This is a genomic window from Nocardioides sp. GCM10030259, assembly GCF_042666375.1.
GTDB lineage: Bacteria > Actinomycetota > Actinomycetes > Propionibacteriales > Nocardioidaceae > Nocardioides.
Genome location: NZ_JBHTDF010000021.1, coordinates 26,991 through 45,276, shown reverse-complemented (window position 1 = coordinate 45,276; position 18,286 = coordinate 26,991). Strand labels below are relative to the sequence as shown.

Here is an 18,286-nt window from a genome sequence, read left to right as displayed (position 1 = left end):
CAGCTCCCGGGGGTACTTGCTGGGACGTGCCATGACTTCATCCTCCAACTAATGAAGCCTCCGGACATCCCGGGGCGGTTCACCGGACGAGTTGGCGCCTATCGGGACGACGCCGACCTGCGGTCGGTTCGCGGGCTCCAGGATGCGGTGGTTGAGGTGCGAGGAGCGCCAGCGACGAGCCTCGAAACCACCCTCCGCGGGCCGCCTTCCGTCCACAGGCCGGCTTCCCACCGGTGTTTGCACAGGCGATCCGCCTGATCGGGCTGGGTGTCGGTGGGGGTGCGTTGGCTAGACCCATGACAGCGATCGCAACACCCCGGCACCGGGTCAGTGCCGCGGTCGCGCATGTCCACGCCGAGCTCGACGCCGTCGCGGACGCATCCGTGTGGTCCATGGGCGCCGACGAGACCGGCGCGACGCTGGTCTCCCTGGAGCGCGCGGAGGCCCGGATCGTGGAGCTGAAGGCCCGCGTCGCCGCGCACGCCGACGAGATCAAGGTCGGCTCCGAGGTCGGCGCCTCCAACGCGGGCAACTGGCTCGCCCACCAGACCAGGAGCACACGCCTGGCGGCCCATGGAACCGTCCGGCTTGGTCACGCCCTGGAGCAGCACTCCTTGACGCGGGACGCGCTCGCCGCCGGCCAGGTGCTGGCCGAGCAGGCCCGGGTGATCATCCGCTGGGTCGACAAGCTCCCCGACGACCTCGGCGCCGACGTCCTCGAGAGGGCCGAGCGTCACCTCCTCGCGCAGGCCCGTGACCATGACGCCCGCGACCTCAACCACCTCGGCCGGCACCTCTACGAGGTCGTCGCGCCCGAGCAGGCGGACGCGCACGAGGCCCGGCTGCTCGCCGAGGAGGAGGCCGCCGCGGCCAAGGCCTGCGAGCTGGTGATCCGCGATGACGACCGTGGTCGGACGCGCGGCACGTTCACCGTCCCGCGCTTCTACGGCGCCGCGCTGCGGAAGGCGCTGATGGCGATCATGGCGCCGAAGCACCAGGCCGCCACCCAGGGCGCCGGTGTCGAACGCCGACCCACGCCGCAGGCGCTGGGTCAGGCGTTCTGCGAGTACATCGCCCGCTACCCGGTCAAGAAGCTCCCGCGCACCGGCGGCATCAACGCCACCGTGCTGGTGCTGATGGACCTCGACGTCCTGACGGGACGGCTGGAGAAGGCCGGCGTCCTCGACACCGGCGACACGATCAGCCCCGGGATGGCCCGACGGCTCGCCTGTGAGGCCGGGATCATCCCCGTCGTCCTCGGCGGCGACTCCGTGCCATTGGACCTCGGCCGGAAGCGTCGTACGTTCAGCGACCAGCAACGCCTCGCGATGTTCGTGCAATACCGCGGCTGCGCCGCAGAGGCGTGCGACCACACCACCGGCCTGCACGCCCACCACACCACCCCATGGGCTCACGGCGGCCGGACCGACCTGAAGGACGGCAGGCCCTTATGCGCCTACCACCACGGCCTCGCCCACCACCCCGACTACCAGACCACCCACCTGCCCGGCGGCAAGGTCCGCTTTCACAGGCGCACGTGACAGACCGTGCTTCCACTGAGCAGGCCATCCACTCTGCGATTCGCATCGAGCCACCGAAGCGCTGCCGCCGGCGCTGTGGGGCACTAGGTTCCTCGACATGGAGCACTTCCTGCTGCCCGACCTGGTCGTGGTCCGGGACCACGAGGCGGGCAACATCGACGCCAACCGGCCGCGTGACCTCGTCCTCGGCGGGGTGGCGCTCAGCGACCTGGCGGAGTTCCAGGTCGGGCATCGACACTGCCGGGCCGGCGTCTCGGACTCCGCGACCGCGGACTCCGTCGGTCCCGAGGCGGGGAGTCGGACCGACCTGCGCCCGAACGCCCCGGCCACCGTGACGCTCGACGGCGCGTCCTTCGACCTGTGGCAGCTGCCCGAGTGGTGGGTGGGCTCCCGGACCGTTCTCCACCTGGTCCTCCTCCAAGCGGACGCCCGACCGGTCGACTACCAGCAGGTTCCGCGCCTGTTGATCCGAGCGCTCCGCTTCGAGAAGGACGGCGTCACGGTCGCGCCGAACGAGATGGCGGCTTTCGGCGGCGGCCGAGTCCTGCAGTGCACGGCCGAGTTCGACGGGCAGGTCGCGGGACTGTCGGCGGTCGTGGGCTGACCGCCCCGCGGGGGCATCGAGCGCGCGCCACGTCAGCCATCGGCCCTCGGTACGACGCCCTGGTTGCAGCGGCCTGGTTGCAGCGGCCTGTAGAAACTTCCTGAAGAATTTCGTGTCGAAGGTGTCGAATCCGGCGGAACGCCCCGACGTCAGGGTGAAAGCAGGTTCCACACACCAACAAAAAGCCCAGGAGGCTCCCCATGAAGTACATGCTGCTGCTCCGCCACGAAGCCGGCGTCGGCCCCGCCGAGGGCACTCCCGAGTTCGACGCCGAGATGGCCAGCTGGGGCGAGGTGATGGGCGAGCTCGGTACGAGCGGCTCGATGGTCGCCGCCCACGGCCTCGACACCGAGGCGACCGCCACCACCGTGCGCGTCCGCAACGACGAAGTCCTGGTCTCCGACGGTCCCTTCGCGGAGACCAAGGAGTCGTTCTTCAGCTACATCATCATCGACGTCGCCGACCTCGACGCAGCCCTGAGCTGGGCCAAGAGGATGCCGCACGTGACGTACGGCTCGGTCGAGGTCCGGCCGCTGTCCAGCCACGAGCAGGACGGGTGACCGACCCCGTCGAGGCCATCGAGCGGGCGTATCGCGAGGAGTGGACCACACTCCTCGCGACGCTCGCCGGCCAGCTCGGCGGCGACGTCGGGCTGGCCGAGGACGCGGTGTCCGAGGCGTTCACCACCGCGGTGGCCGAGTGGCCCACCCGCGGAGTCCCGGCCCGGCCCGGAGCGTGGCTCACCACCGTCGCGCGCCGGCGGGCGATCGACCGGCTGCGGCGCGAGGCCACCCGGTCCGCCGCACTCGATCGTCTGGAGACACTGATGAGGGACGACGACACGACCGATCCCGAACCGCCCGACCGCAGCGGCGTCGACGACGACCGGCTGCGACTGCTGTTCACCTGCTGCCACCCCGCCCTCGCACTGGAGGCCCGGGTCGCGCTCACGCTCCGGGTCGTGGGCGGCCTGGAGGTGCCCGAGGTGTCCCGCGCGTTCCTGACCACCGAGACCACGATGTACCAGCGCCTCGTCCGGGCGAAGAAGAAGATCAAGACCGCCCGGATCCCCTACCGGGTGCCCGACGCGGAGGAGCTCCCGGACCGGGTGCACGGCGTCCTGCACGTGATCCACCTCGTCTACACCGAGGGGCACGTCGCCAGCTCCGGTGACGACCTCGTCCGGGTCGACCTGTGCCGGGAGGCGATCCGCCTCAGCCGGCTGGTCGTCGAACTGCTTCCCGACGACACCGAAGCGATGGGATTGCTCGCCTTCCTGCTGCTGACCGACGCCCGGCGCCCGGCCCGGACCGACGCCCGGGGCCTGCCCGTCGCGCTGGCGGACCAGGACCGCGGCCGCTGGGACGAGGCCGCCATCGCCGACGGCACGGCGATCCTCGAGCGCGCGCTCCGCCTCGGGTCGCCTGGACCCTTCCAGGTGCAGGCCGCCATCGCGGCGCTGCACGCCGAGGCACCGCACTGGGACGCCACCGACTGGCCCCAGATCGCAGCCCTGTACGGCGAGCTGTCCCGGCTGTCCCCGTCGCCGGTCGTCACGATCAACCGGGCGGCGGCGCTGGCCATGGCCGACGGTCCGCACGTCGGCCTCGCCCTGCTGGCCGGTCTCGACGCCGACGAGAGGCTCGACCGCTACCAGCCGCTGCACGCGACCCGAGCCGAGCTGCTGGCCCGGGCCGGGGACGCCGACGGCGCGGCGATCGCCTACCGCAGGGCGATCGAGCTGACCCAGAACGCCGCCGAGCGCGAGGCGCTCGAGGCGCGGAGCAGGCGCATTCGTCACACCTGACGCCGGCGGAATCCTCCGGCTCGCCGCCGAGCCCGACCTGAAATGGAACGCAGAGCTCGTCTCGGGCGTGTCATTCTCAGGGAGGAGGGCGTGATGGCCGACCGCGCATCGTTCGACGAGTTCTACCTCGGGACGCGCGAGGGCGTCCTGCGCCAGCTCACCGCGATGACCACCGACCCCGATCTGGCGGGCGACGTCGTGCAGGAGGCCTACACGCGCGCCTGGCAACGCTGGGCGCGGGTGTCGGGCCTCGACGATCCGGCCGCCTGGGTGCGCACGGTCGCCTGGCGGATCGCCGTGAGCCACTTCCGTCGCGCGTCCGTCGCCAGGCGGCGGCTCGTCCGGCTCGGCCACGACGCGGAGACCCGCCCTCAGCACGAGTCCGACACCCGGCTCGACATCGAGGCGGCCCTGCGCCGCCTCACTCCCGAGCACCGCAGGGTCCTGGTCCTGCACGAGATGGTCGGGCTGACCGTGCTCCAGATCGCCGAGGAGATCGGCGTCGCCGAAGGCACCGTGAAGAGCCGGCTGTTCCGGGCGCGCGCCCACCTCGTCGCGGCGCTCGGCCCGGACTACCCCGCTGCGGTGGACGAACCGCCGGTCTCGGGGGAGGTGGGCCGATGAGCGTCGACTTCAACGCCCTGCTCCGCGAGGTCGCCGACCGGTCGGAGCGGGTCAGCCTGGCCGACCCCGAGACGGTACGTCGCACCGGCGACGGCCGCGTCCGCCGCCGTCAGCTCCGGGTCGTCATCGGTCTTGTGCTCGTCATCGCGCTCGGGGTCGCGGTCGGCCGGAGCCTGCTGGGATCCCAGGGAGGCCCGCGGCCGGTCGAGCCGATCCCGACCCCCACCGCGACCGGGAGCCCGACCGCGGAGGCGAACGGGGGTCCCGCGGTCCATCCCATCGAGACCGGTCCCCACCGCTTCTCGGCGCACGCCATCGCGGTCCGCAACGGTCGGTTCGTCGTCGTCGGTGACAGCAGCCAGCTCGAGGAGGGCGGCGGCCCGCCGGTCTACTGGTCCGACGACGCCGTCCAGTGGCAGGAACCGGCCCGCGACGGAGCGCCGGACTCCCACAACCTGACCGACGTCATCTCGACCGACTCGGGCTTCCTCGCGGTCGGGGTCGACGCGGGTGGTCCCGCCGCGTGGCGGTCCGTCGACGGTCAGACGTGGGTCCGGTCCCCCGTGGACGCCCCGGCCCGGGGCGGCACCGACGCGCTCTGGGGGATCACGAGCACCCGCCTGGGCTACTTCGCCTGGGGCTTCGACGGCGGACACGCAGGCCTGTGGCGGTCCTCCGACGGCACGTCGTGGGCCCGGGCCGGCGACCAGCGCGTGTTCGACCTGCCCCGGTCCGAGACGATCTGCGCCATCCGCGAGGTCGACGGCGGGCTGACCGCCCCGGGCGTCGTCGCGCCACGCGGCAGCCGCGACGGCCGGAGAGTGGCCTGGTCGTCGACGGACGGCTCGGAGTGGGTGCTGACCCGGGATGACGGTGAGTCGACGATCTGGTGCGACCCGCCGGCCGTGCTCGGCCATCTCGAGGCCAGCAACCGCGACGTCGGGCTGGTCGGCATCGACCCGTACGGCGAGGGCAACGACGTGTCGGTGACGGCCCCGGACTCGTGATCCCGGCGATCAGTGCGCGTACGTGCTCGGGAACGTCGGCGGCTGGAGCCTCGACAGCGCCATGAGCTCGCCGGCCGTGGGCATCGGAGTGCCGGAGAAGTCTCCGGCGTAGTAGCCGTTGTGCCGCCGGCGGGTGCCGGTGTAGGTGCCGGTCTCTTCCTCGATCGTGAACATCTCGGTCATCTCCTCGGACCTGGAGCGACCGTCGGGTTGGCGGCCTGTGTAGCTCCTCTCACCCTGTCCACGAACGACACCGACCGAAATCGACAGCGGCGGAGAGTATCTCTGGGTGGAGCTCGCCTCTCCTGACCTGAACACGTCGTCCTCGAGGAGTCCTCGGTGTCATGGGTCAGGTCCGCCATCACCCGCCGGTGAGAGCCGAGCACGTCGCCCTCGTGCCGCCGTCCGAGGCGTGGCGGATCGCCCGCGACCACAATGAGCACGGAGACGCTCGCCTCGCTCTCCGCGTCCTCGACCGGGCGCCGAGCTGGTCCGGGCGGGCCGGGGAACGACCCGACGCCGATCTCGCGATGACCGAGGCCGCCCGAGCCGTCGCGCACTGGCGCCTCGGCAGGTCCGGGCCCGCCCTCGCGCACGCCGACGCGGCGTACCACATCGCGACCGACGTGGACGACGACGGCGCACTCGCCTCGGCGCACGTCGCCCTGGCGCTCGCCCACAGCCTCTCCGGTGAGCCGGACGACGTGAGCGAGCACTACCGGCGAGCGGCGGCCCACGCCGCCGGCGCGGGCGACCGGTACCTGATGGCGAGGATCGACGCCAACCTCAGCCACCACCTGCTGGCCGACGCCCGCTACGCGGAGGCGGCCGAGACCGCAGGTGCCGCCGCCGAGGCGGCCGCTGACCTCGCGGCACCGGCCCTGGAGCTGGTGGCCCTGGAGAACGAGGCGGAGGCGCTGACCCGCCTCGGTCGCTACGACGATGCCGTCGACCGCTGCCAGCGCGAGCTCGCGCTGGCCGACCGGGTGGGTACGGCGCGAGTCGTGGGAGCCCTGCTGGGGCTCAGCCGCGTCCACGCTCGACGGGGAGCACCCGAGCAGGAGCTCGCGGACCTGCGCGGCGCCCACCGGCTGGCCTCGGGACCCGACACCGACCGCGGGGTGCGGACCCTGGTCCTCACCCGCCTGGCCGAGGTCCTCATCCCGGTCGACCTGGACGAGGCTCGGCGTCTCGCCGAGCTCGCGCGCGCCGATGCCTGCGGCTCCGGCGTGCTGCCGGCGCTGATCGCCTCGGGCCGAGTCGCCCTCGCCGAGGGCGACGCTGCGGCGGCCGCCGAGGACGCCGCCCGCGCCGTCGCCCACGCCGGACACCGCCGGGAGCGGGCCTGGCTCGCCGAGGCGCTCGAGCTGCGGGCGACCACCGACCCGCCACCGCGGGCCCGGGTGGCCCTGCGGGAGGCGCACGGCATCTGGAGCGGGGCGGGTGCGACGTACGACGGCGACCGGGTGCTCGTGCGCCTGGCGGCACTGCCGGCGGCAGCACCGGAGGACCAGATGTCCGGCCGGGTGGCGGTCGTGCGGTGGGTGGCCGAGGGCCGTCCCGTGCCGGCGCCCGCGTCAGTGGTGGAGATCCGCACGTTCGGGCGGCTCGAGGTGCAGGTCGAGGGTGTGCCGGTCCCGGCGAGCGCCTGGCAGTCGCGCCGGGCGCGCGACCTGCTCCGCGCCCTGGTGGCCCGGCGCGGCCGGCCGGTCCCCCGGCTCGAGCTGTGCGAGGCGCTGTGGCCCGACGAGCAGCCCGCCACGACCTCGCACCGGCTGTCGGTGGTGCTGTCGATCGTGCGCGGCGTCCTCGGTCCGGACGCGGTCGTGGCAGACCGCGACTCGGTGGCGCTCGACCCCGGGGCGGTCAGGGTCGACGTCGAGGAGTTCCTCGGCGACATCGCCGCTGCCCACGGGCTGCGCCGTCGCGGGTCGGTCGAGGAGGCCAGGCTGCTGCTCTCCGACGCGCTGTCGCGCCGGACGGACGAGCCGTTCGCCGACACGCCGTACGACGACGCTGTGCTCGACCTGCGCGACGAGGCACACGCGGCGTACGTCCAGGCGCTGCGGGCGATCGCGGACCTGTGCCGGACAGCGGGTGACCACGACGAGGCGGCGGCCTGGCTGCGCCGGCTGCTGGCGGTGGAGCCGTACGACGACGACGCCCACCTGACGCTCGCCGCGGTGCTGACCGACGGCGGGCGCCACGGTCTGGCCCGGCGAGCGGTCGACAGGCACCGGCGCGCCCTCGCGGAGCTCGGGCTCCCCTCGGTCGGGTAGCCCCGGACCCGGAGCCACCCGACCGGAGGCGCTCACGCCGCCGAGTAGGTCACCACCAGGTCGGAGATCGTGACGGAGCCGGGCTCGTTGTTGGGGACGAAGACCCGGAGCTCGTTGTCGTCCTCGCGCAGCACGCCGTGCTCGAAGATCTCGGTGAGGGTGCGGCTCGCCGTGGTCGACAGCGTCTGGTCGACGATCTCGGTGCCGTTCAGCTCGATCATGAGCCGGACCCCGGCGTTGCTGCCCGGGTTGGCTCGGTACGAGAGGTACGGGCGGGCGTGCGTGCTGGTCGTGCCGGACAGGTCGGGTGCGTCGAACTCGACCTCGAAGTCGCGGTCGCCGCCCGCCAGCGGCAGGGTGGTGGCGCTGTCCTGGATGCTGCGGTGGTTGCTGGGCATGGGTGTCTCCTCCTGTGATGGTCCCGGCGCCTGTCGCCGGTGACCACCACTCTCCGGAGGGGCCTCACGGATGCCTCAGCGTGACGTCATGGTGCGCACGATCGACGACCTCAGGTGAGGGCGCGCACCCGGCGACGGTGGTTGAGCTCGGCGCCCACGACGATCAGCACGGAGATCGCGAACATCAGGGTGCCGACGGCGTTCACCTGCATGGGCACGCCGCGCTGGGCGGAGCCCCAGACGTACATGGGGAACGTCGTGGTCGTGCCGGCGTTGAGGTTCGTGATGATGAAGTCGTCGAAGGAGAGCGAGAAGCTCAGCAGCGCGGCGCCGAGGATGCCCGGGAAGACGAGCGGGAAGGTCACCCGCCAGAAGGTCTGCGACGGGGTCGCGTAGAGGTCGGCGGCCGCCTGCTCGAACGTGTCGCTCATGCCCGCCAGTCGCGACCGCACGGTGACGACCACGAACGACAGGCAGAACATGATGTGCGCGATCAGGATCGTCCAGAAGCCGAGCTGGCCGGCGAAGCCCGCGGACACGAACAGCGCCAGCAGCGACGAGCCCAACACGATCTCGGGCGCCGCCATCGGCAGGAAGATCAGCAGGTTCGTCGTCGACCGGAGGACGAAGTCCCAGCGCACGAGCGCGAACGCCGCGAGCGTGCCCAGGATCGTGGACGCCAGCGTCGCGAGGAGCCCGATCTGCATGCTCTTCCAGAGCGCGTCGCACATGCCCTCGGCGCCGCAGAAGTTGGTCCAGTTGTCGAGGGTGAACGCGTCGAACTGGTAGACGTTCCGGCTCGTCGGCTCGTTGAAGCTCATCAGCACGACCACGAAGATCGGGATGAACGTGTAGATCAGGACGAGGATCCCGAGGATCAGCACCAGGTGCTCGCGCAGCCACCTCACAGCAGCTCCTCCGTCCCCGCCTTGCGGACGTAGACCAGGACCAGCGCCAGGATCAGCACCATCAGGATCATCGAGAGAGCCGCGGCGATCGGGTAGTTGTTCGCGTCGGTGAACTGGCTCTGGATGACCGAACCGATCATCCGCTGGTTCGGGCTGCCGAGCAGCTGGGCGTTGATGTAGTCGCCGACGGCGGGGATGAAGGTCAGCAGCGTCCCGGACACGACGCCCGGCAGCGAGAGCGGCCAGGTCACCTTCCAGAAGCCGACGAACGAGTTCGCGTAGAGGTCGCTGGACGCCTCGATCAGCCGGTGGTCGATCTTGTCGATGCTGGCGTAGAGCGGCAGCACCATGAACGGCAGGAAGTTGTAGGTCAGGCCCGCCACGACCGCGACCGGCGTCGCGAGCAGGCGCCCGTCCTCGCCGAGCAGGTGCAGGGTCTGCAGCGTGTCGACGACGAACCCGTCGTCGGCGAGGATCAGCTTCCACGACAGCGTGCGGACCAGGAAGCTCGTGAAGAACGGCGCGATCACCAGCACCAGCATGAGGTTCTTCCAGCGCCCCGCCTTGAAGGCGATGGCGTACGCCAGGACGTAGCCGAGCACGAGGCAGAACAGCGTCGCGATCGCGCCGTACACCAGCGAGCGCAGCAGCGGCGACCAGTACTCCTGGAGAGCCGTCCAGTAGTTCTGGACGTGGTAGGTCATCTCGTAGCCGCGGAAGTCCGACCCGGCCGGGTCGTACAGGCTCGTCGCGACCAGCGAGTAGAACGGGATGACGAAGAACAGCAGCAGCCAGGCGACGCCGGGCAGCACCAGCAGGTAGCCGGTGAGCCCGCGCCGCCGCCCGTCCTCGACGCGGGCGGCGGGCGCGGGGTCGGCCTCGACCGGCGCCACCCCGGCGGTGCTCGTCATCAGTCGTCGTCCTGCTCGGCGCCGGCCGAGGCGTCCTGGCTGATGTCGAGCAGGAAGGCGTACTCCGGTCGCCACGACAGCTCGACCGACTCGCCGGTGCGATAGAGCCGTCGATGGCCGGTGTTCTGCTGGAACACCTGCAGCTCCTGGCCCCAGGGCATCCGGACGAGGTACTGCGTGCTCACCCCGACGAAGCTGACGTCGGTGACCACGCCGCCCGGGATGGAGCTGCCCGGGGCGTCGAGCTCCTCCCCCGGGTCGCCGATCAGCACCTTCTCGGGCCGGACGCCGATCCACCCGCGGTCGCCGTCGGCGTGCGCGCGGGCGGCCGGGATCGAGACGTCGATGCCGTGCATGTCGACGGTGACGACGTCACCGCTCCGGCTCTTGACCGCGCCCTCGATCAGGTTGGACTGGCCCAGGAAGTTGGCGACGAACGTCGTGTGCGGGTTCTCGTACAGCTCCTCGGGAGCGCCCATCTGCTCGATGACGCCGGCGTTCATCACCGCGACCGTGTCGGCCATCGTCATGGCCTCCTCCTGGTCGTGCGTGACGTGCACGAAGGTGAGGCCGACCTCGACCTGGATCCGCTTGAGCTCGATCTGCATCGCCCGCCGCAGCTTGAGGTCGAGGGCGCCGAGCGGCTCGTCGAGCAGCAGCACCTCCGGCTCGTTGATCAGCGCCCGAGCCAGGGCGACCCGCTGCTGCTGGCCGCCGGAGAGCTGGGCCGGCCGCTTGCGGGCCTGGGTGTCGAGCTCGACGAGGTCGAGCATCTCGCGCACCCGCGTGTCGACGTCACGGACCTTGCGCCGCTTGAGACCGAACGCGATGTTCTCGTGGATGTCGAGGTGCGGGAAGAGCGCGTAGTTCTGGAAGACCGTGTTGACCGGGCGGCGGTAGGGCCGGGCGTACGTGATGTCCTTGCCCGTCAGCGTGATCGTCCCCGAGGTCGGTGTCTCGAGGCCGGCCACCATCCGCAGCGTGGTGGTCTTGCCGCACCCGGACGGGCCGAGCAGCGCGAAGAACGACCCGCGCGGGACGTCGAGGTCGAGGTCGCGCACCGCCGTGAACCCGGCGAACGACTTGGTGACGCCGCGCAGCCGAAGGCCGTCGTACGACGTGTCGCCGGCCGGGGTCGATGCCTTCTCAGCCACCTGTGACATTGGCCCAGTCTCCTTCGTACTCGGTCGACTGCCGGTCGTCGAGCGGCATGAAGTCGAATGTCGTCGCGAGCAGCTCGTCGTCGGGGAAGATCAGCACGTTGTCGACCAGCGAAGGATCGATCTTCTCCATCTCCTCGCGGGCGCCCTCGACGGGACAGATGTAGTTGACCCAGGCGGCGAGCTTCGCGGCGACCTCGGGCTCGTAGTAGTAGTTGATCCACTCCTCGGCGTTCTTCTGGTGCCGGGCGAGGTTGGGAACCATCATGTTGTCGCTCCAGAGCGACAAGCCCTCCTCCGGCGCCACGAACTTGATGTCCGGGTTGTCGAACTGGAGCTGGATCACGTCGCCGGACCAGGCCTCGCAGGCCAGGATGTTGCCGGCCGCGAGATCCTGCGTGTACTCGTTGCCGGTGAAGGCCCGGACCTGGCCGGCGTCGACGACCTCCTGGAGGCGGTCGATGGCGACGCCCCACTCGTCATCGGTGAACTTGCTCGGGTCCGCGCCGGTGACGGCGAGCATGAACGCCATCGTGTCGCGCATCTCCGAGAGCAGCGTGATGCGGCCCTTCAGGTCGGAGCGCGTCAGCAGCTCATCGAAGCTGCGGACCTCCGGCGTCTTCGCCGCGTTGTAGGCGATGCCGGTGAGTCCGCTCTGCCACGGGGCGTGGAACTCGAGGTCGGGATCCCACTGCCGGTTGCGCAGCGGCTCGATCAGGTTGGCGTGCACGTTGGGGATCCGGTCCGCGGCCATCGGCTGGATCCATCCCAGCCCGATCATCCGCGCCGCCATCCAGTCGGTGAGCATCATCATGTCGCGGTCGATCGGCTCGCAGCTGGCGAGCTGGTTGCGCACCTTGGCGTAGAACTCGGCGTTGTCGTTGACGTCGTCGTTGTAGTCGACGCTGATCCCGGTGCGGTCCTGGAAGACCGACAGCGTCGACGTGGCCTTCTTGCGCGGGTCGATGTACGCCGGCCAGTTGGAGATGATCAGCTCGCGCGTCTCGGCCGACATGTCGGTCGCCCGGCACTCGGCGGGGTCCTGCTGGGCACCGTCGGTGGAGAAGAACGGCAGCTTGAGCGCGGCCACGCTGACGCCCGCGAAGGCGACACCGCCGCCGGCCTTGAGCAGCCCGCGCCGGGACAGACCGCCTCGTCCCCCTGGTTGCCCCTGCCCCATGCGGACTCCCTTCGCGCCACCCACCTCGTCGGATCGTGCCATGCGACCGCGCCGCCGACAAGCGATCCCGTCGAAATGAAACATCCTCGCAACGGATTCCCTCGTGGCGTTGATCTGGCGGCCATCGCGACCCCCGCCGACACGCACGCGGCACCTGACCTTTGACCCCCGGCGGCGGGTGCGGAACCATCCGTCCCATGAGCAGGAGGAACGCCCGGTCGTCGCAGCCGCTCGACGAGGTCTCGAAGGCGATCATCGAGCAGCTGCAGCAGGACGGCCGCCGGTCGTACGCCGCGATCGGCAAGGTGGTCGGGCTGTCCGAGGCGGCGGTGCGCCAACGCGTGCAGCGACTGATCGAGTCCGGCGTCATGCAGGTCGTTGCCGTGACCGACCCGCTCGAGCTCGGCTTCGCGCGGCAGGCGATGGTGGGCATCCGCGTCACCGGCCCGCTCGAGCCGGTCGCCGACCAGCTCGCCGAGCTCGACGAGGTCGACTACGTCGTCATCACCGCCGGGTCCTACGACCTGCTGGTCGAGGTCGTCTGCGAGAGCGACCAGCACCTGCTCGAGCTCATCTCCGGCCAGATCCGCGCGATCGACGGCGTCCAGGCGACCGAGACGTTCATGTACCTGAGCCTGCGCAAGCAGACCTACTCGTGGGGCGTGCGCTGAACGGCGACCGGTACGACGAGGTGGGTGGGGCCGACCCGCACTACGAGCGCCTGTCGCTCTGGCACGACACGGTCGACACCGACTGGACTCCCCGCGCGTCGCTCGACGGCGACGTCGAGGCCGACGTGGCCGTCGTCGGCGCCGGCTTCACCGGCCTGTGGACCGCGCACTACCTCGCGGAGGCCGACCCGGAGCTCCGCGTCGTCGTGCTCGAGGCCGAGACCGCCGGCTTCGGCGCCTCCGGCCGCAACGGCGGCTGGTGCTCGGCGCTCTTCCCCGCGTCGCTCGCCACGCTGTCGCAGCACGCCGACCGCGCGGCCGCCCTCGCCCAGCACCGGGCGATGCGCGAGACCGTCGACGAGGTGGTCCGGGTCGCTGCCGCCGAGGGGATCGACGCCCACGTCGCGAAGGGCGGCACCATCGCGCTGGCCCGCAACCGCGCGCAGTGGTCGCGGGCGCGGGCAGAGGTCGCCGACGCGCGGTCTTGGAGCCGTGGCGAGGACGACCTGCGCCTGCTCGGTCGCCAGGAGGCGCAGGAGGTGCTGCGCGGCAGCCGCACCCGCGGCGCGACGTACACCCCCGACTGCGCGGCGATCCACCCCGCCCGGCTGGTGCGCGGGCTCGCCGACGCCGTCGAGCGCCGGGGTGTGACGATCCACGAGGGCACCCGGGTGCGCGCGATCGAGCCACACCTGGCGCGCACCGACCACGGCACCGTCCACGCCCGCACCGTCCTCCGCGCGACCGAGGGCTACACCGCGACGCTCAAAGGCGAGCGCCGCGCGATGGTGCCGGTCTACTCGCTGATCATCGCCACCGAGCCGCTCGCCGCCGAGGTCTGGGACGAGATCGGGCTGGCCAGGCGCGAGACCTTCACCGACCACCGCCACCTGATCGTCTACGGCCAGCGCACCGCGGACGACCGGATGGTCTTCGGCGGTCGCGGTGCGCCGTACCACCTCGGCTCGCGGATCCGTCCCGAGCACGATCGCGACGAGAAGGTCTTCGCGCGCCTCTACGCCGCGCTGGTCGACCTCTTCCCCGTCCTCGCCGGCACCCGGGTCACCCATGCCTGGGGCGGCGCGCTCGGCATCCCGCGCGACTGGTGCGCCTCCGTCGGGCTGGACCCCGAGACCGGGCTCGGCTGGGCCGGCGGGTACGTCGGCGACGGCGTCGCCACGACCAACCTGGCCGGCCGGACCCTGCGCGACCTGGTGCTCGGCCGCGACACCGAGATCACCCGGCTGCCGTGGGTGGGCCACCGCTCCCGCGCGTGGGAGCCCGAGCCGCTGCGCTGGCTCGGCATCAACGCGGGCCTGCACGCGATGACGATCGCCGACGCCGAGGAGTCGGTGACCGGGATGCAGAGCGTGGTGGCGAAGGCGATCGGTCCCCTGCTACCTGCTGGAATGAGGCCGTGACCAGCAAGCGCGCCCTCGTCCGCCGTCCCGGTCCCCGCCTCGCCGACGGCTTGCTCACCCACCTCGAGCGCACGCCCGTCGACGTCGACCTGGCGCTGCGCCAGTGGGAGGAGTACGTCGCGGCACTGCGGGCCGAGGGCTGGGAGACCCTCGAGGTGCCGGCGGCCGACGACTGCCCCGACGCGGTCTTCGTCGAGGACACCGTGGTCGTCCTCGGCGACCTCGCGGTCATCAGCAGGCCCGGCGCCGACGAACGCAAGCCGGAGACCGGCGGCACCGAGGAGACCCTGGCCGCACTCGGCTACCGGATCGCCCGGATCGAGGCGCCCGGAACCCTCGACGGCGGGGACGTGCTCAAGCACATCTCGGGTGACCGTGCCACCGTCTGGGTCGGGGTCGGCGGGCGCACCAACGCCGCGGGAGCCGCCCAGCTCGCGACGCTGCTCGAGCCGCTCGGCGCCGAGGTCGTGGCAGTGCCGACCACCAAGGTGCTGCACCTGAAGTCGGCGGTGACCGCGCTGCCCGACGGCACCGTGATCGGCTACGAGCCGCTCGTCGACGACCCGGCCACGTGGCCGACCTTCCTGGCCGTTCCCGAGGAGCCCGGGTCGCACGTCGTCGTGCTCGGCGACCACACCGTCCTGCTCTCGAGCCGGGCCCCGCAGACGCGGAGGCTGCTGGAGGCACGTGGGCTCGACGTCGTCACCGTCGACCTGTCGGAGTTCGAGAAGCTCGAGGGTTGCGTGACCTGCCTGTCGGTGCGCCTGCGCGCCTAGGGCGTCAGCCGAGCCCGTTCTCGACCGTGTCCGCCGGCTTGCGGCCGGTGTGCACCCAGGCGTCGAAGAAGGAGCCGAGGTCGGCGCCGCTGACCTGCTCCGCGAGCGCCTCGAACTCGGCGGTCGTGCCGTGCCCGCCGGCGCGCTCGGCGACCCAGCGGCGCAGCAGGGTGGAGAAGGCGGCGTCGCCGATCCGGTTGCGCAGCGCCTGGAACGCCATCGCGCCGCGCTGGTAGACGAACGTCGCGAAGATCCGCGCGGCGCAGCCGTTGCCGCGTGCGCACGGGTCGGCGACCCGGCCCGCCCAGAAGCGGTCGCCCGCCGGCATCGCGTCGTACGCCGCGCGCAGCTGGTCGGCGGCCGACGCCCCGCCGGTCGCCTCCGACCAGCGCCACTCGAAGAACGTCGCGGCCCCTTCGTTGAGCCAGATGTCGCTCCACCGGCGCAGCGCCACGGAGTCGCCGAACCACTGGTGCGCGAGCTCGTGCACGACGATCAGCGCCGCCGCCTCTCCGTCGCCCAGGTAGGGGTACGTCGGCCGGGTCTGGTTCTCGAGCGCGAAGCCGACCGGGAGGCTGGTCGTCAGCCCGCCGACCGTCGAGAACGGGTAGTCACCGAGCTCGCCCTCCAGCCACGACACGATCTCCGGTGTCCGGCGCAGCAGCGACATGGACTGCCGCTGCTCGGCGGCGCCCAGCCCGCGTGAGACGGCGACCAGCCACGGGGTGCCGGCGTGGGTGCCCTCGGCGATGCGGAAGCGGCCGGCCGCGAAGAACGCCAGGTACGGCGCCATCGGCTCGTCCGCCCGCCAGGTCGTGGTTGCCCAGCCGTCACCCTGGCCGTGCTCGACGCGCCGCACCTGGCGGCCGTTCGCGACCACGGCGTACTCGCTCGGCACGGTGATGCTGATCCGCACCAGGGCCTTGTCGGCGGGGTGGTCGTTGGCCGGGAACCACCACGGCGCCATGTGGGGCTGGTTCATCGCCACGACCTCGGACGGTCCGGCCAGCCAGTTCCGCTCGCCGCCGTAGGCGTGGTCAGCCGGGCGCCCGGCGTAGCGCACCCGGACGTCGACCGTCTCGCCCTTCGCCAGGGCGCGGTCGACGACGAGCTCGTGGGGCCGCTGGCGGAACCCGACCGGCCGGCCTCCGACCAGCACCTTCTGCACCGGCAGCAGGAAGTCGAGCGAGAAGCCCGAGACCGCCTCGGTGCCGCGCAGCCGCAGCTCGGTCCAGCCGCTCAGCCGGCCGTGGCGGAAGCCGTAGCGGTCGTGGATGTCGTACGACACCACGTCGATGCCGCCGTTGCCGTCCAGCGGGAAGTAGCGGTCGCCGATCCCCGCAGCACCCGGCGGCGGCGCGGCGTCCGGCACCGACGCGGCGCCCGGGACCACGCCGGCGCCGAGGACGAGGGCGAGCAGTGCGGCGGCGGAGGTACGGCGGACGGGCACGTCGGCAACGTACCCCGCCGCGTCGCCGACCACTGGCGATCTCGTGTGCTATAACTCTAGTAATTCACTCGACTTTGGAGATGGAGAACCGATGCAGGTCGTCACGCTGGAGGTGCCGGAGCTCGGCAACCACACCCACCTCGTCCACGACGGCTCGCGGGCCCTGGTCGTCGACCCACCTCGCGACGTCGCTCCCGTCGAGGCCGCGGCCGAGGCCGCGGGCGTGGAGATCGCCGCGGTCGCGGACACGCACATCCACAACGACTACGTCTCGGGGGCACTGGCGCTGGCCCGCAGGCACGGCGCGGACTACCTGCTCTCCGCCGACGAGCCGGTCCAGTTCGAGCGGCTCGGCGTCCGCGACGGCGACCGGGTCGACCTCGGCCGACTGTCGGTCGAGGTGCTCGCGACGCCCGGCCACACGCGGCACCACCAGGCCTTCGTGGTCCGCGAGCCCGGGTCCGGCGAGCCCGCGGTGGCGCTCACCGGCGGCAGCCTGCTGCACGGCACGGTCGGGCGCACCGACCTGGTCGACCCCGGACTCGCCGAGGAGCTGGCCCGCCGGCAGTGGGCAAGCGCCCGCGCCCTCGGCGCCCTCGACCCCGGCACCCTGCTGCGTCCCACCCACGGCTTCGACAGCTTCTGCGCCGGCGGAGTGGCCTCGGGCGACGGCGACGGGACGATCGGCGCCGAGCTGGCCGCCAACCCGGCCCTGGTGCTCGAGCGCGAGCGGTTCGTCGCGGAGCTGGTCGCCGGCTTCGGTCCGGTGCCGACGTACTACGACCACATGGCGCCGCTCAACCGGGTCGGCGCCGGACGCGCCCTCCCCCGGCCCGGCCGCCCGGTGACCCGCGACGAGGTCGCCGACGCAGTGCTCGCCGGCCAGTGGGTCATCGACCTACGGCGGCGCGACACGTTCGCCCGCGGGCACCTGCCTGGGTCCGTGAGCGTCGAGCAGGGGGCGCAGTTCGCGACGTACGTCGGCTGGCTGGTGCCCTGGGAGGACGACTTCGTGCTGCTCCACGACGCCCCCGAGGCGATCGAGGCCGCGCTCCACGACCTCGCCGCGATCGGCATCGACGGCCCGGGCATCCACGACCTCCGCCGGCCCGGGAGCGCGACGCTGACGGCCAGCTACCGGCGCGCCGACTGGGCGGACTTCCGGGCCGAGACCGGCCACCGCGTCGTCGTCGACGTGCGCCAGCGCGACGAGTACGACGCGGGCCACCTGCCCGACGCCGTCCACCTGCCGGTGCAGGACGTCGACGTCCGCGCCGCCGACCTGCCGCCCGGCGAGCTCTGGGTGCACTGCCGCTCGGGCTACCGGGCGGGCATCGCGGCCAGCCTGCTGCACCGGCTGGGGCGCCAGGTCGTGCACGTCGACGACGACTGGGGGCGGATCGCCGACCTCGCGACGCCGACTTCGAGCCACGCCGCCGCCTGACGGCGCGCGTTCCCGCGATCGCAGACGAGGGGGTGAATGCCCGCGTAACCAATCTCTAGTTTCTCAGTTGGTTTTATCGTCAAAGCGGATTTCATGGGGAAACCG

18 protein-coding genes are annotated in these 18,286 nt (G+C 72.1%); 11 read left to right on the top strand and 7 right to left on the bottom strand.

The genetic code is table 11. The features are described 5' to 3' along the window. Window positions 1-296: 296 nt before the first annotated feature. The 6 genes from ACFQQI_RS18285 to ACFQQI_RS18260 all read left to right on the top strand — a co-directional run bounded on the left by ACFQQI_RS18285 (window position 297) and on the right by ACFQQI_RS18260 (window position 5,583). Window positions 297-1,541 (top strand): DUF222 domain-containing protein, encoded by a 1,245-nt coding sequence (locus tag ACFQQI_RS18285; protein WP_378566749.1) that lies wholly within the window; start codon window positions 297-299, stop codon window positions 1,539-1,541. 97 nt (window positions 1,542-1,638) lie between these two features. Continuing rightward, window positions 1,639-2,145: a hypothetical protein gene (locus tag ACFQQI_RS18280; protein WP_378566746.1), complete on the top strand. Its 507-nt coding sequence runs from the start codon at window positions 1,639-1,641 to the stop codon at window positions 2,143-2,145. 200 nt (window positions 2,146-2,345) lie between these two features. Continuing rightward, entirely contained in the window at window positions 2,346-2,705 is a 360-nt protein-coding gene (locus ACFQQI_RS18275) for a YciI family protein (RefSeq protein ID WP_378566743.1), read from the top strand. Next, on the top strand, window positions 2,702-3,952 hold the full coding sequence (locus tag ACFQQI_RS18270; protein WP_378566740.1) for an RNA polymerase sigma factor: 1,251 nt from the start codon (window positions 2,702-2,704) through the stop codon (window positions 3,950-3,952). Before ACFQQI_RS18275 ends, ACFQQI_RS18270 begins: the two co-directional genes overlap by 4 nt. A 93-nt stretch (window positions 3,953-4,045) precedes the next feature. After that, the gene (locus tag ACFQQI_RS18265) at window positions 4,046-4,576 is read left to right on the top strand and encodes an RNA polymerase sigma factor (protein ID WP_378566737.1); all 531 of its coding nucleotides are present in this window, start codon (window positions 4,046-4,048) and stop codon (window positions 4,574-4,576) included. Continuing rightward, window positions 4,573-5,583, top strand: coding sequence for a hypothetical protein (locus tag ACFQQI_RS18260; RefSeq protein WP_378566734.1), 1,011 nt, complete (start codon window positions 4,573-4,575; stop codon window positions 5,581-5,583). Before ACFQQI_RS18265 ends, ACFQQI_RS18260 begins: the two co-directional genes overlap by 4 nt. Window positions 5,584-5,592: 9 nt before the next feature. Here ACFQQI_RS18260 and ACFQQI_RS18255 read toward each other — a convergent pair whose 3' ends face one another. Further along, window positions 5,593-5,766, bottom strand: a complete 174-nt coding sequence (locus ACFQQI_RS18255) for a hypothetical protein (protein ID WP_378566731.1) — start codon at window positions 5,764-5,766, stop codon at window positions 5,593-5,595. 188 nt (window positions 5,767-5,954) lie between these two features. Here ACFQQI_RS18255 and ACFQQI_RS18250 point away from each other — a divergent pair, with 188 nt between their 5' ends. Further along, window positions 5,955-7,862 carry a BTAD domain-containing putative transcriptional regulator gene (locus tag ACFQQI_RS18250; protein ID WP_378566728.1) on the top strand — a complete coding sequence of 636 codons (1,908 nt, stop codon included), beginning with the start codon at window positions 5,955-5,957 and terminating at the stop codon, window positions 7,860-7,862. Between the two features lie 32 nt (window positions 7,863-7,894). Here ACFQQI_RS18250 and ACFQQI_RS18245 read toward each other — a convergent pair whose 3' ends face one another. The 5 genes from ACFQQI_RS18245 to ACFQQI_RS18225 all read right to left on the bottom strand — a co-directional run bounded on the left by ACFQQI_RS18245 (window position 7,895) and on the right by ACFQQI_RS18225 (window position 12,461). Then, on the bottom strand, window positions 7,895-8,260 hold the full coding sequence (locus tag ACFQQI_RS18245; protein WP_378566725.1) for a hypothetical protein: 366 nt from the start codon (window positions 8,258-8,260) through the stop codon (window positions 7,895-7,897). A 110-nt stretch (window positions 8,261-8,370) separates the two neighbouring features. Next, complete coding sequence (locus ACFQQI_RS18240) at window positions 8,371-9,168, bottom strand: ABC transporter permease (RefSeq protein ID WP_378566723.1); 798 nt, start codon at window positions 9,166-9,168, stop codon at window positions 8,371-8,373. Further along, entirely contained in the window at window positions 9,165-10,079 is a 915-nt protein-coding gene (locus ACFQQI_RS18235) for an ABC transporter permease (RefSeq protein WP_378566720.1), read from the bottom strand. Before ACFQQI_RS18235 ends, ACFQQI_RS18240 begins: the two co-directional genes overlap by 4 nt. Next, complete coding sequence (locus ACFQQI_RS18230) at window positions 10,079-11,242, bottom strand: ABC transporter ATP-binding protein (protein WP_378566717.1); 1,164 nt, start codon at window positions 11,240-11,242, stop codon at window positions 10,079-10,081. The genes ACFQQI_RS18235 and ACFQQI_RS18230 overlap by 1 nt, the downstream gene beginning before the upstream one ends. Further along, window positions 11,226-12,461 carry a spermidine/putrescine ABC transporter substrate-binding protein gene (locus ACFQQI_RS18225; protein ID WP_378566714.1) on the bottom strand — a complete coding sequence of 412 codons (1,236 nt, stop codon included), beginning with the start codon at window positions 12,459-12,461 and terminating at the stop codon, window positions 11,226-11,228. Before ACFQQI_RS18225 ends, ACFQQI_RS18230 begins: the two co-directional genes overlap by 17 nt. Before the next feature lie 155 nt (window positions 12,462-12,616). Here ACFQQI_RS18225 and ACFQQI_RS18220 point away from each other — a divergent pair, with 155 nt between their 5' ends. The 3 genes from ACFQQI_RS18220 to ddaH are packed head-to-tail and all read left to right on the top strand — an operon-like array spanning window position 12,617 to window position 15,287. Continuing rightward, window positions 12,617-13,090: an Lrp/AsnC family transcriptional regulator gene (locus tag ACFQQI_RS18220; protein ID WP_378566711.1), complete on the top strand. Its 474-nt coding sequence runs from the start codon at window positions 12,617-12,619 to the stop codon at window positions 13,088-13,090. Continuing rightward, window positions 13,075-14,511, top strand: coding sequence for an NAD(P)/FAD-dependent oxidoreductase (locus ACFQQI_RS18215; RefSeq protein ID WP_378566708.1), 1,437 nt, complete (start codon window positions 13,075-13,077; stop codon window positions 14,509-14,511). The genes ACFQQI_RS18220 and ACFQQI_RS18215 overlap by 16 nt, the downstream gene beginning before the upstream one ends. Next, window positions 14,508-15,287, top strand: a complete 780-nt coding sequence (gene ddaH / locus ACFQQI_RS18210; protein WP_378566704.1) for a dimethylargininase — start codon at window positions 14,508-14,510, stop codon at window positions 15,285-15,287. The genes ACFQQI_RS18215 and ddaH overlap by 4 nt, the downstream gene beginning before the upstream one ends. A gap of 4 nt (window positions 15,288-15,291) precedes the next feature. Here the strand turns inward: ddaH and ACFQQI_RS18205 are convergent, their stop codons facing one another. Then, entirely contained in the window at window positions 15,292-16,737 is a 1,446-nt protein-coding gene (locus ACFQQI_RS18205) for a M1 family metallopeptidase (RefSeq protein ID WP_378566701.1), read from the bottom strand. A 91-nt stretch (window positions 16,738-16,828) separates the two neighbouring features. Between ACFQQI_RS18205 and ACFQQI_RS18200 the strand changes: the two genes are divergently transcribed. After that, the gene (locus tag ACFQQI_RS18200; RefSeq protein WP_378566698.1) at window positions 16,829-18,181 is read left to right on the top strand and encodes a rhodanese-like domain-containing protein; all 1,353 of its coding nucleotides are present in this window, start codon (window positions 16,829-16,831) and stop codon (window positions 18,179-18,181) included. Window positions 18,182-18,286 lie beyond the last annotated feature (105 nt).